The organism is Marinomonas phaeophyticola (assembly GCF_026966905.1).
GTDB classification, from domain to species: domain Bacteria; phylum Pseudomonadota; class Gammaproteobacteria; order Pseudomonadales; family Marinomonadaceae; genus Marinomonas; species Marinomonas phaeophyticola.
Window position 1 is genome coordinate 234,435 of sequence record NZ_JAPUBN010000024.1, and the last position, 13,152, is coordinate 247,586.

General features: G+C 42.4%; 13 protein-coding genes. 8 read left to right on the forward strand and 5 right to left on the reverse strand.

Annotated features, from left to right (window positions below; all coding sequences use genetic code 11):
* Positions 1–85: 85 nt before the first annotated feature.
* A complete protein-coding gene (locus tag O1D97_RS19365) occupies positions 86–1,135 on the forward strand; it encodes a zinc-binding metallopeptidase family protein (RefSeq protein ID WP_269127862.1) in 1,050 nt (349 codons plus the stop codon).
* Positions 1,136–1,216: 81 nt separating this feature from the next.
* On the opposite strand, the gene O1D97_RS19370 is transcribed toward O1D97_RS19365, so the two are convergent.
* The 4 genes from O1D97_RS19370 to O1D97_RS19385 form a co-directional block, all read right to left on the reverse strand.
* Complete coding sequence (locus O1D97_RS19370) at positions 1,217–1,435, reverse strand: hypothetical protein (protein WP_269127863.1); 219 nt, start codon at positions 1,433–1,435, stop codon at positions 1,217–1,219.
* Positions 1,436–1,465: 30 nt separating this feature from the next.
* Positions 1,466–1,909: a DUF2753 family protein gene (locus tag O1D97_RS19375; protein WP_269127864.1), complete on the reverse strand. Its 444-nt coding sequence runs from the start codon at positions 1,907–1,909 to the stop codon at positions 1,466–1,468.
* 279 nt (positions 1,910–2,188) lie between these two features.
* Positions 2,189–2,824, reverse strand: a complete 636-nt coding sequence (locus O1D97_RS19380) for a LysE family translocator (protein WP_269127865.1) — start codon at positions 2,822–2,824, stop codon at positions 2,189–2,191.
* A 102-nt stretch (positions 2,825–2,926) separates the two neighbouring features.
* Entirely contained in the window at positions 2,927–3,529 is a 603-nt protein-coding gene (locus tag O1D97_RS19385; protein WP_269127866.1) for a nitroreductase family protein, read from the reverse strand.
* A 145-nt stretch (positions 3,530–3,674) separates the two neighbouring features.
* Between O1D97_RS19385 and O1D97_RS19390 the strand changes: the two genes are divergently transcribed.
* Positions 3,675–4,595 (forward strand): LysR family transcriptional regulator, encoded by a 921-nt coding sequence (locus tag O1D97_RS19390; RefSeq protein WP_269127867.1) that lies wholly within the window; start codon positions 3,675–3,677, stop codon positions 4,593–4,595.
* 3 nt (positions 4,596–4,598) lie between these two features.
* Here O1D97_RS19390 and O1D97_RS19395 read toward each other — a convergent pair whose 3' ends face one another.
* Positions 4,599–6,605: a sigma-54-dependent Fis family transcriptional regulator gene (locus O1D97_RS19395; RefSeq protein WP_428981139.1), complete on the reverse strand. Its 2,007-nt coding sequence runs from the start codon at positions 6,603–6,605 to the stop codon at positions 4,599–4,601.
* 370 nt (positions 6,606–6,975) lie between these two features.
* Here O1D97_RS19395 and O1D97_RS19400 point away from each other — a divergent pair, with 370 nt between their 5' ends.
* The 6 genes from O1D97_RS19400 to O1D97_RS19425 all read left to right on the forward strand — a co-directional run bounded on the left by O1D97_RS19400 (position 6,976) and on the right by O1D97_RS19425 (position 13,054).
* Complete coding sequence (locus tag O1D97_RS19400; RefSeq protein ID WP_269127869.1) at positions 6,976–8,064, forward strand: ABC transporter ATP-binding protein; 1,089 nt, start codon at positions 6,976–6,978, stop codon at positions 8,062–8,064.
* A 2-nt stretch (positions 8,065–8,066) separates the two neighbouring features.
* Entirely contained in the window at positions 8,067–9,212 is a 1,146-nt protein-coding gene (locus O1D97_RS19405; RefSeq protein ID WP_269127870.1) for an ABC transporter ATP-binding protein, read from the forward strand.
* Positions 9,202–10,071, forward strand: a complete 870-nt coding sequence (locus tag O1D97_RS19410; protein ID WP_269127871.1) for a carbohydrate ABC transporter permease — start codon at positions 9,202–9,204, stop codon at positions 10,069–10,071. Before O1D97_RS19405 ends, O1D97_RS19410 begins: the two co-directional genes overlap by 11 nt.
* Positions 10,072–10,080: 9 nt before the next feature.
* On the forward strand, positions 10,081–10,977 hold the full coding sequence (locus tag O1D97_RS19415) for a carbohydrate ABC transporter permease (protein WP_269127872.1): 897 nt from the start codon (positions 10,081–10,083) through the stop codon (positions 10,975–10,977).
* Positions 10,978–10,988: 11 nt separating this feature from the next.
* A complete protein-coding gene (locus O1D97_RS19420) occupies positions 10,989–11,261 on the forward strand; it encodes a DUF2160 domain-containing protein (RefSeq protein ID WP_269127874.1) in 273 nt (90 codons plus the stop codon).
* A gap of 68 nt (positions 11,262–11,329) precedes the next feature.
* Complete coding sequence (locus O1D97_RS19425; protein ID WP_269127875.1) at positions 11,330–13,054, forward strand: ABC transporter substrate-binding protein; 1,725 nt, start codon at positions 11,330–11,332, stop codon at positions 13,052–13,054.
* The last annotated feature ends 98 nt before the right edge of the window (positions 13,055–13,152 follow it).

The following is a 13,152-nucleotide window of genomic DNA, read 5'->3' on the forward strand; positions in this document are numbered from 1 at the left end:
GAATTTCATAAAAAACATTATGTAAATTTTACTATTAAGAGTATAAACAGGTCTTAGCCCCTCTCCTCTTTTGGAACCTTATTACATGCCTAGTGATGATTTTATTGACCTACTCAAACTGCTTATTCGTCAACCAAGTGTTGTTGGTGCTGAACATTCATTTTTTCGAGTATTGCAAAGAGAACTCGAGGAAAGGGGCGCAAAAGTCACCTGGTATGAAGGTCTATTAGTGGCTCAGGGCTGTGATCCTTTAAGTACGATGTTTTCAGCTCATATCGATCGTCACGGTCTAGTTTGTACCGGCCCCAATGAGTTTCAATATGCCGCTTTTGTTTCCGCTAATCGCACGGATTTGTTAAACAATTCGGTGTCCGAGGAGTTAATGACAAAGGTTACAGAACGCTATAACCATCAGGAAGTGTTTGCCTATGAACCTTGGTCTGGTGTTTATCGAGGTAAAGGTATCATCAAAAGTTCTTATGTCTGTGAATTTCGCAATAACTTAATTTTTGAGATTGAAGGCTTAGAAGGTGTTGTGGCAGGCACTCCTATTGCTTTCAAAGATCACCTCACCATTACAAACGGTCGCTTAGAAGGGCAATTAGACAATGTCATTTCAGCCGCCGCCTTAGTACATCTCTTTGATCATGGTTTTAAAGGGACGGCTTTCTTTACGGCACAAGAAGAAGCTGGAAAAAGTTGGCGCTATTTATTGGAATGGTTTCGTCGGTTCGGAGGTTCAACGAATCGTTTATTTGTTATTGATACCAGCCCCTTTCCTAACCTTGAAGCCGCCAATGAGCAGCTTCTTATACTAAGAGAAAAGGACGCTAACGCTACATTTAACGAAGAGAGTACTCAACATCTAGAAGCGCTGTGCAAGAGTAATGGCATTGGCTATTTATTCAAGAATCGTTACGTAGAAAGTATCAACCATAAACGGGCAGAGCAAGGCTTACCTCCCAGTACTTTTGGAAGTACTGAATTAGGACGGATTATTGCCGCATCAAATGGCCTTGTTGATGGTACAACAATTCAAGTACCAACCATTGGCTACCATACAATGAATGAGTCTGTCTCTTTACAGTCTGTTGATGCATTTCTTCATACTTTAAAGATGATATCCAATATTTAATCCGTACGGTTCTAGTCTGGTCGATCGCTATTTTCTTCAATGAAGCTAAAAACCATGACCCTCTAGCCCGTATTCTACAGCTTATACGTCAGGATCAATCGCCTTCTTTCTTTTGACCCTGCGAATCCGTTGCTTATAAATAGCGGCGCTTATTATGACGCTTGCAACGACAACGGTCATGATGGTGTGTATTAAGTCACTCACCTCATAAATAGTCTGTTGTCCAGAATGGGCGATTGTAGATTGGCTAAAGAGTGCCATTAAACCAGCGATAGAAGCCAGCGCTTGGATTCTCTGCATGACATTCTCCTTTTAAAAACAGAGTCTTATTTAATGATGTACAACCGCTCTTGCATCTTTTATAGAATAAGAAGGAGATTTCATTAATGCTTTACTTTGTAACGAGAGCTCCCTGCCATAACTTTGCGTAAAAAGGTCCCATTCAAAGCGGATATGAGTGGCTGTTTTCATTATCTGATCTCGCTGTTCCGTTATCAAATTTGGCAAAACAATAACCACTTGCAGGAAATTAACGGCTTGCTGGTACTGCCTGTTCGCTGAAATATAATCTCCTAAAGCCGTATAAGATTCTGCGACGTTGAAAAAGCTCACACTGATCGCGGCTAAAGTGGACTGCGGATCTTCCTCAAAATCCTCAGCAAACGATCGCTCTGCCTGTTGTAACGCTAACAAGTTCAAATCAACCGCCTCAGAAAAGGCATTATTGGAATACGCTTTATTAGCCTGTCTCGTTAAATGTTCCCAGCTTTGCATAATACGTCTCACCTTTCAGGTAAATTAGAATCACTTATTGAGAATCATTATCAACAAATGCCTTTTATAAATCCAGTGTTATTGAAAATAAATCTCATTAATATTTTTTAAGCGTGCTCAGAGAAAATATGATTAGAGGAAAGATACAGATGAATATAGAAAAATAGACAGGAATACAGTGACGATTAAATCAAACCGTATAGGATCACTGTATTCCGTTGGCCGCATAAGACGACGGTCGGGCTGTTCTTGTAAATGAGGTAAGTCGTGATCTCCGTTTTAACCACGACTGGAAGTGGCTAGCAACATGCTCGCCAATACAAATAAGCTCCCCATTCCCTTATTTAATCTGAGCATTCCCTGACGACTCTTAATCAAACGGCAAATCTGTTTGCCACTGACCCCATAAATATAGGCCGCCACAAACTCGGCAGCCATAAAGGTTACACCAATCACAAAAAACTGGGGCGCAACAGGTACATTAAGATCCAGTAACTGTGGGAATATCGCAGTAAAAATAAGAATGGCCTTTGGATTACTAATCGCAATAAAGAACTCTTGGCGAATTTTCAACGTATGGCTAGGTAAGGCGACCACGCCAGTTTCTGAATCATGTTCATCTAATGCTGTGGATGCACTACGCCAAGTTTTAATGCCTATGTAAAGAAGATAAGCGACACCGAGCCACTTAACGACACTAAACCAAAAAACAGATGATACTATGATGGCTCCAAGCCCTAGAGCAGAAACCAACATTAAAATAGCAAACGCGGCATTGCGGCCAATCGCCGCAATTACGGAAGAGGTGGGCCCAGTTTGAATTCCGTTATACATAGCCGTAAAGTTATTAGGCCCTGGAGATAGAGCTAATAAAAACAAAAAAGGCACCATGGTAACCCACAAATTCCAACTCATTTCGCGTCTCCTATATTAAATAATGATGATTGCCGGACTATATCACCCTCTCAATTCCTATAACAACGTCATTCACATGTGACACAGTAAAAGGCCGTTTTATTAGAAGCGGTTTTCAACCATTACCTCAGCTAATGGGAGTTGACCGCCTCTTGGATAAGCGGCCTTTTCAGCACGACCAATGGCTATCATCATTGCGATAACATAACCATCTGGAAGGCAGATTAATTCAGCCACTTGCTCTCGGTCAAACCCCACCATAGGGCAGGAGTCATACCCTAAGCCTTTTGCGGCTAACATCATGGTTTGAGCCGCAATACCGCATGAACGCATGGCTTCGTCTCGTTGAATTTGCTCTTTTTGATTATAAAAACCATGCATCATTGGCAAGAGCATGTCTTGTGTTTCTTGAGGGCTATTAGCAACATAACGCTCTGGACGATCATTCCAAGCATTCACATCAGCGCAGACAACAAAAAGCTCGGCAGCATCGGTAACTTGAGCTTGGCCCCACGCGGCACTTTTTAGCTTCTCTCTTTGTTCCACATCCGTCACTCTCACAAAACGCCAATGCTGAATGTTATAAGAGGTTGGAGACAGCAGTACCGACTCCATTAAGGTATTAAAATCTGCGGCCGACATTTTTTCATTAGCTTGATAATGTTTTACGGCTCGGCGCTGCTCTATTGCTGTAAATAGGTTCATGCTATTTCCTTAGTATCTTACGGTTTAATGATAATCACATCGAAATGAGTGATTGATTAAGAAACACTTTACATTGTTTTTAATTGACTAATAAACCGAGTTAAAAGAAACTAATTGTAGAGATAAATTCAACAATGGAGATTTTATGGACACTTTTTCAGCCATACCTGTGTTTGTTGCCGTTGTAGAAAATGGCAGTTTTTCGAAAGCCGCTGAAGCGTTGGGAACCAGTAAATCGGCTGTCAGTAAGCGCATCAGCTTATTAGAAAACACCTTAGGAGTGAAATTACTTCATAGAACCACAAGAAGGCTAAGTTTAACGGAAGCCGGAGAACATTATTTCCAACATGCACATAAAGCCATAGCGGCGGCGACGGAAGGTATTGACGCGGTTACTCAATTGCAAGGCAAACCCAAAGGGATATTAAAAGTCAGCACACCAATGTCATTTGGTCGCTTGCATTTAGCGCCATTAGTAACCGATTTTTTAAATCATTATCCGGAAATAAAGCTCAATATAATCATGGATGATAAAAAAATCGATTTAGTAGAAAACGGTTTTGATGTTGCGATTAGGGCAGGTGATATGCAGGATTCAACCCTAGTTGCCCGACGTCTCGCCTCTTGCAGAAGTGTGGTTTGTGCCTCTCCCGCGTATTTAAAAAGACACGGTACACCCTCTTCTCCAGATGAATTAACCCAACACAACTGTATCCGATTTGCTTACGACCACTATGGCAATGAATGGGTATTTAAAAAGCAAAACCAGTGTAAAAAAATCAAGGTGAATGGCAATTATCAGGTCAATAACAGTGAGGCATTACAAACGGCCGCCTTAGCAGGATTAGGAATAGCCAAAATCCCCACCTTTGTCATAGGACAAGACCTGAGTAAAAAGCAGCTTATTCCTCTTTTTGAGGAATACACACTGCCAATGCAAACCTTTTATGCCGTGTTTCCTGAGCGTCGGCACTTACCAGCAAAGGTGCGTGTTTTCCTAGATTTCATCATCGAAAAACTGGCCAGCGATCACCCTTACTGGGAAATTAATCATCACACACGGTAGCACTTACTCTGACTCATGTTTCGGTTTAGCATACTTATACACCGTATTTCGACTTACTCCTGCTATTTTTGCAGTTTGTGAGATATTGCCTTTAAACTCATTTAGCAACCTAGGAATTAGCCTCTCTAAAGGTTCATCTGACTTATCATCAAGAGTATCTAGGTCACTGTTCATATCATCAAAAAAATCGTCTGGTAAATGCCAATCCTCTAACACCTCTTCATCAGCCATGGCCATGCCCACTTTCAAAACGTGTACCAATTGACGCATGTTTCCTGGCCATGGATGTTTAACCAAGAGATCAAGCATCTCTTTTGATAATTCAGGACCGGGCTCTTCTTCTCTCAAGCGATTATGTAAAAACTGAATCAATTTGGCTTTATCTTTACGATCTCTTAATGAGGGTAATTCAATATTTAACCCTGAAATACGATAGTATAAATCCTGTCTAAAACGCCCTGCAGACACTTCTTCTTTCAATATTCGATTTGTGGCTGAGATCAATTTAATGTCGACTGGATACATTTCCGTAGAGCCCAAAGGCGTGACCACTCGCTCTTGTAAAACTCTTAATAACCTTGATTGCACTGGCATTGGCATTTCACCAATTTCATCCAGAAACAAGGTGCCTCTATGGGCTCTTCGAATCAATCCAATTGACCCTTTTGTTTGCGCACCTGTGAACGCCCCTTTTTCGTAACCAAATAGCTCAGATTCAACTAATTCTGATGGAATCGCCGCACAGTTTACCGCCACCAACATCTCTGACGCTCTAGAGCTATGGTAATGCAAACTACGTACAAAGATTTCTTTACCGGCCCCCGTTTCCCCATGAATTAAAATAGGGATGTCTTTTTCCATTATTTTATGCGCTTGCTTGACTAAGCGTTCCACTCGTTCATCACCATGTTGTAATTCATCTAACGCAATGACATTCTCTGGTATCGCTTTTTTATTCACCGTGATAGGTGTATTGCTTTTAGCTATATCTTTGTTTTTTAACGCATTCATTGAACTTGCTAATGGAGATTGTTTAGAGGGCATAACGTAGCCTGTTCGACGACGGAAATCAGGGACTCGCATAATTTGTTGAGTTGGTGGAATGACTTTAACGTAAAACTGATAACGCCCCATGGCCAATAGTTTCATGGGTAAATTGATAGGGTGATGCTTAATTTCCCGCATTTCACAATCAAACACTTGATTAATATTTAACAACCCCAGGTCTCGAGCAAGGACCACTTCCGCACGACGGTTTGCCGAAACAATGACACCGTCTTCATCCAGGACTAATATTCCCGACCAATGACTGTCTAAACTCACCACATTAGTATTAAAGCTTAAGATAAAATGATCTTGTTGGAAGGCTGAAAAAATCAGTCTGTTTTCTACACTGAGCGACATCAGTTTTACCATACCAAACGTATGATCTTGAGGCAGATAGGCATCAGAAGAAATATCTAAAACACCGACGAGATCATTATTGGAATTATAAATTGGCGAGGCAGATCCGACCATAAATCGGTTGGCTCGTAAAAAGTGTTCATCTCTCCCTACTTGAATCGCTTCCCCTGTAATCAAAGCGGTACCAATAGCATTCGTACCCACCCTCATTTCAGTCCATTGATTGCCTCCAACTAAACCATGCTGTGCTGCACTACCAAAGCGCGGCTGCCCCCAGGTATTCAATACATGTCCTTGCCTATCTGCCAGCACAATCATACAAGAAGAATTACTGAGAATATTTTCATAATAAGGCAAAACTTCATTTTCAGTCGTTTCTAACAAGCTACGATGCTGATCGACCAAATCACCTAAAATGCCTTTTGGAAGGGTCGCAAAGTCAGGCTGGCTACTGTGGTCCAAACCAAACTTTTCACAGCGATACCATGACGCTTGAATCAGCTCTTTATGAGCCGTCGCCTTACCTGTTTTATCCTCTGATGAATTTTCATTAGAATGTTGATTTTTATTGTTTTTTTCTTCTTTTTCCACTTCTTGCTCCAGCATCACAGTAGGTTAAAATACTGGTGATTTTCATGCTATTCAAAACCCATCAATTGGAACGTTAACCGACGCTCTACATCGATTAAAAATCAATGCAACTGTTCATAAGGATCGAGGTACTGTAAACACTTTGAACACTTATGAACACCCTTATTTTTCCAACTGGTCAATCTAGAAGCTTGCACAAAAAAATAAAAAAATCTTTATTTTCAACAGCTTAATATAAAAACACGCAATATTTTTATATTTGGCACGGCTTTTGTAACTTCTTGTTCATAATTGAGTGTTCACTTTCGCGCCTATATGTTGCTTTTAACATATTCAAACGAAAGCATGAGAATACAAAAATAATAACAACAAAAAGGTAAATCAAATGTCTTTAACGCTGCAAAATGTGTCGCGCGTTGTTGATGGTGAAACCTGGATCAATGAGGTTAATTTAAGCCTTGAGCCTGGTTCCTTCAACGTGTTGCTCGGCCGAACGTTATCCGGCAAAACAACGCTAATGCGACTAATGGCCGGTCTTGATCGCCCTTCCAAAGGCAAGATTCTGATGAATGGAGTGGATGTCACAGGGGTTCCGGTCCGTGACCGCAATATCTCCATGGTGTATCAACAATTTATTAACTATCCCAACCTCACCGTTTACGAGAACATCGCCTCCCCCCTACGTTTAGCTAAAATGAGTGACTCCGAAATTGATCGCCGAGTTAGAGAAACGGCAGAGATGTTACGAATTGATCCTTTTCTTGATCGCTTACCACTACAGTTATCTGGTGGGCAACAACAACGTACTGCCATGGCAAGAGCACTGGTAAAAGACTCTCAAATTATTCTGTTTGATGAACCCTTGGTTAACCTAGATTACAAATTACGTGAAGAGTTACGACAAGAGTTGCGAGCCTTATTCAAAGCCCGTAACTGTATCGCTGTTTATGCAACCACTGAGCCTAATGAAGCACTAGCTCTAGGGGGGAATACGGCCGTACTTCATGAAGGCAGACTGTTACAAATGGGACCGACATCTCAAGTCTACCATCAACCAAAAGACATCATTACCGCTGAAATGTTCTCCGAACCCCCAATCAATGTCGTCCCAGGGCATGTAAGCAATGATGAAGTGACCTTTGACGATACAGTTCATTTTAGACTAAACAACGATTTGCGTTCTCTTTCTCCAGGTAACTACCAGTTTGGTGTGCGAGCCTCCCATATCGGTTTAGTGCCTCACTCTGATGATGATTTAGAATTACCCGTCAGAGTCGACCTTGCTGAAATCAGTGGTTCAGAAACCTTTTTACATGTTCACAACCCTCATTTTGATTTGGTATTACACCTTTCTGGTGTTCATGAATATCAGGTTGATCAGAACATTAAAGTCTATTTCCCAACCCATAAACTGTACGCCTTTGACGCTCAAGGTCAGATGGTGCATTCCCCAGCACGAATGAGGGAGCAATAATCATGGCTGAAATCACCCTAAATGCATTGGCGCATAGTTATGCCGACCACCCTTCTAAACCAGAAGACTATGCGATCCGCGAAATGTCTCACGTTTGGGAACAAGGCGGTGCTTTTGCACTCTTGGGCCCATCTGGATGTGGTAAATCCACTCTATTAAATATCATTTCTGGTTTATTAAAACCGTCTAATGGTGAAGTTTTATTTGATGGCAAACGCGTCAATGAACTCAAACCCGAAGAACGAAATATTGCTCAGGTTTTTCAGTTTCCCGTGGTGTACGACACCATGACGGTTTACGACAATTTAGCGTTTCCGCTGAGGAATATTGGAGTGCCTGAACACAAGGTCAAATCCAAAGTTCACGAAGTGGCTGAAATACTTGAATTATCAGACCAACTCAAACGCAAGGCCAAAGGGTTATCCGCCGATCAAAAGCAAAAAGTATCTATGGGACGCGGGTTAGTTCGCGATGACGTTTCGGCCATTTTATTTGATGAGCCACTCACGGTTATTGATCCACAATTAAAATGGAAACTGCGCCGCAAGCTCAAACAAATCCATGAGCAATTCAATATTACTATGGTGTACGTTACCCATGATCAGCTAGAGGCCTCCACTTTCGCAGACAAAATCGCTGTTATGTACAACGGTCAGATCGTTCAATTTGGGACGCCAAGAGAACTGTTTGAAAAGCCAGCACATACCTTTGTTGGTTATTTCATTGGCAGCCCGGGGATGAATTTTTTTGAAGCGCAACTCGATGAACAAATTACCTTTGGTGAGCATGTCATTACTACTAGTGACGACATGCTTGCACGCTTGAAATCAATGGGAAGTAAGAAAGTGACCATTGGCATCCGTCCTGAATTTGTTCATGTATGGGATGGTAAAAATGACGATGCCTATCAAGTAGAAGTCGATTACGTTGAAGATTTAGGTACTTATAAAATTTTATCTTTCTTCTTCAACGGACAATTAATGAAGGCCCGTTTAAGTGAAGATCAACAGGTTCCTTCTGGCCAAATCTATGTCAGTTTCCCAGAGCAATGGACCAAGGTCTACGTTGATGAATACTTAGTTGACACAGACTCTCTGACTCTTCATTCACAAACAAAAGACGCACAGGAGGCCCATAATGCAAACTAAAGTTGAGAACAATAAAGCATGGTTCCTTGTTATGCCGGTTTTCTTGATCGTGGCTTTCTCTGCCATTATCCCATTAATGACGGTAGTCAACTATTCTGTGCAGGATATATTTGACCCCTATACCCGTTACTTCGTTGGCACAGAATGGTTTAAACAAGTCATGCTCGATAGCCGCTTACATGAAGCCCTATTACGACAATTTATTTACTCCTTTACCATTTTAGCCATTGAAGTGCCGTTGGGAATTTGCGTTGCCTTAATGATGCCGACAAAAGGCCGTGGCGCCTCACTCGCACTGATATTAGTAGCCATTCCTTTGCTTATTCCTTGGAACGTAGTGGGTACTATTTGGCAAATATTTGGACGTGCAGATATCGGGTTGTTTGGGGCCTTTATGGCTGAAATTGGTGTTGATTATAACTACGCTTCTAACACAACCGACGCCTGGCTAACCGTGATATTAATGGATGTTTGGCATTGGACCCCACTGGTCGCACTGTTGTGTTATTCCGGTTTGCGGGCCATTCCAGAAGTTTACTATCAAGCCGCTAGAATCGATCAAGCCTCACGTTGGGCCGTATTCCGTCACATTCAGCTTCCTAAGCTAACGAATGTACTCATCATTGGTGTCTTGTTGCGATTCATGGACTCTTTCATGATTTATACAGAACCTTTCGTACTTACTGGTGGCGGACCTGGCAGTTCAACAACCTTCTTAAGCCAATCATTAGTTCAGCAAGCAATAGGCCAGTTTGACATTGGTCCAGCCGCGGCCTTCTCCCTGGTGTATTTCTTAATCATCTTATTAGTGTGTTGGGTGTTCTATACCACCATCATGAATATGCAGAAAGATAAGTAGGAGCAAGTCATGACACAAGCTACAACAACACAGCACAATCGCTCAAAGAGCATACTTACAGAGCAAGCTCCCGTTGTCAGTATCGCGGATCGTAAGGCGAAAAACGCCACGTTACGAGGCCGAATTGGTCTGATCGTATACGTTGTTCTACTGCTGCTACCCATTTATTGGTTGGTCAATATGTCGTTTAAAACCAATACTGAAATTTTGAGCGGATTGTCGTTCTTCCCGCAAGATTTCACCTTTGCGAATTATGCAAAGATATTCGGTGATCCGACCTGGTATATGGGCTATGTAAATTCCATTTTTTACGTTTCCATGAACATGGTGATCAGCCTTGTAGTGGCGTTACCCGCTGCTTATGCTTTTAGTCGCTATAAATTTGTTGGCGATAAACACATGTTCTTCTGGTTGCTATCAAATCGAATGGCACCACCAGCGGTCTTTTTATTGCCCTTCTTTCAGCTCTACTCCTCTGTGGGGTTATTCGATACTCATATTGCTGTAGCCCTTGCCCATTGCTTATTTAATGTGCCTCTTGCGGTTTGGATTCTTGAAGGTTTTATGAGTGGCGTGCCTCGTGAGATCGATGAGACGGCCTATATTGATGGTTATACTTTTCCACGTTTTTTTGTGAAAATTTTCATTCCATTAATCCGTTCCGGCATTGGTGTCACCGCGTTCTTCTGCTTTATGTTCTCTTGGGTCGAATTATTGTTAGCGCGTACTTTGACTTCCGTAGAAGCAAAACCTATTGCCGCAATTATGACACGAACCGTTTCCGCCTCGGGGATGGATTGGGGGCTTCTTGCCGCCGCAGGTGTATTAACCATATTACCAGGCATGCTCGTGATTTACTTCGTTCGTAACCATGTCGCGAAGGGCTTTGCCCTTGGCCGAGTATAAGGAGAACTATTATGGAGTGGATGTCTTGGACTTTACCAACGGCGTTATTCTTCAGTGGTATTGCCATCATTTTGATTGGCATGACTGCATGGCAAATTGTGTCGCCTTCCATTGAGCGCAGAGGCTTTATTCCTCTGGAAACGACTCGTGGAGATCGACTCTTTATTGGTCTGCTTAGCAGCGCCTTTATCCACCTAGCATTTGTAGCATTAACCAATGCGGATCTTGCGGTGGCAACAGCTCTTTGCGTTATTTGGATGGTTATCCTAATGCGCTGGGGTTAATCAATGAGTAATTTCAGGGATTTTTAGCACGGATGCACTCAAAAAACTAAACTTTGTTGAGGTAAAATATGCACTACAATAAGAAAAAACTTGCACTAGCAGCCTTACCCTTTGCCGTCATGCTACACTCGGCTTCCCTTTGGGCTGACGCATACTCTGATGCTGCTCAAAAATGGGTCGATTCTGAGTTTTCTGTTTCGACATTGACCAAAGAACAGCAAATTACTGAAATGCAATGGTTTACGGAAGCTGCTAAGAAGTTTCGCGGCATGGAAATTAACGTTGCATCAGAAACGTTAACAACACACCAATATGAATCGCAAACGTTAGCAAAAGCGTTTGAGGAAATTACCGGCATTAAAGTGAATCATGACCTAATTCAGGAAGGGGATGTGGTTGAAAAACTGCAAACTCAAATGCAATCTGGCCGTAATATCTACGATGCGTACGTCAATGACTCCGACCTAATCGGTACTCACTTCCGTTACGGTAAAGTAGTCCCTATTTCTGACATGATGGAAGGTGATGGCCAAGACTATACCTTACCAACATTGGATCTTGCTGACTTTATTGGTTTAGATTTCACCACGGGGCCAGATGGAAAGCTTTATCAATTACCAACCCAACAATTTGCGAACCTTTACTGGTTTCGGGCCGATTGGTTTGCACGTGAAGACCTAAAAGCAAAATTCAAATCTATTTATGGCTATGACCTAGGGGTTCCGGTTAACTGGTCCGCCTATGAAGATATTGCTGAATTCTTTACCGATAAAGTAAAAACAATCGATGGTGAGCCAGTTTACGGCCACATGGATTATGGTAAAAAAGATCCGTCTCTAGGATGGCGCTTTACTGATGCTTGGTTCTCAATGGCGGGGGCGGGTGATAAAGGGCTACCAAATGGTTTACCTGTTGATGAATGGGGTATTCGTATTAAAGATGCCTGCTCACCTGTAGGTTCTAGTGTGTCTCGTGGTGGCGCGACTAACGGTCCAGCAGCCGTGTATGCGACAACAAAATACGTCAACTGGTTAAGTAAATATGCACCTCCAGAAGCTCAAGGCATGACATTCTCAGAGTCTGGTCCTGTACCTGCTCAAGGAAGTATTGCTCAGCAAATCTTTTGGTACACGGCATTTACGGCCGATATGACAAAAGAGGGATTACCAGTAGTAAATGCGGACGGTACCCCTAAATGGCGTATGGCCCCTTCTCCTGTAGGACCATATTGGGAAGAAGGTATGAAAAAAGGCTATCAAGATGTTGGCGCTTGGACATTCATGAACTCGACGCCTGATGACCGTCGTCTAGCCGCTTGGTTGTATGCTCAGTTTACTACCTCTAAAACGGTTTCTTTGAAAAAAACCTTAGTTGGTCTAACGCCAATTCGTGAATCAGATATCAACTCTCCTGAAATGCAAGCCGCGGCACCAAAACTAGGTGGCTTAGTTGAGTTCTATAAAGGGCCGGCTCGTAAAGAATGGTCTCCGACTGGTATTAACGTTCCAGATTATCCAAAACTGGCTCAGCTTTGGTGGCAATACATTTCACAAGCCGCAAGTGGTGAAGCAACACCACAAGAAGCGCTTAATGGTTTAGCGGCCGCCCAAGATAAAGTAATGGGTCGTCTTGAACGTGCAAATGTACAGCCATTATGTGGTCCGAAATTGAATGAACCTCGTGACGAAGCTTACTGGTTAGCACAACCAGGTTCGCCAAAAGCGAAACTGGCCAATGAAAAACCACAAGGTGTCACAGTGGCATACGATGAGCTTATCCGCTCTTGGGAGTAAACACCCTCTTTAAGTAACTCTCCCATGAATTGACCGGCTTAGGCCGGTCTTTTTTTGAGCGGGAGAAAATTCAATATCACGCTTATCTTTTACAAGAA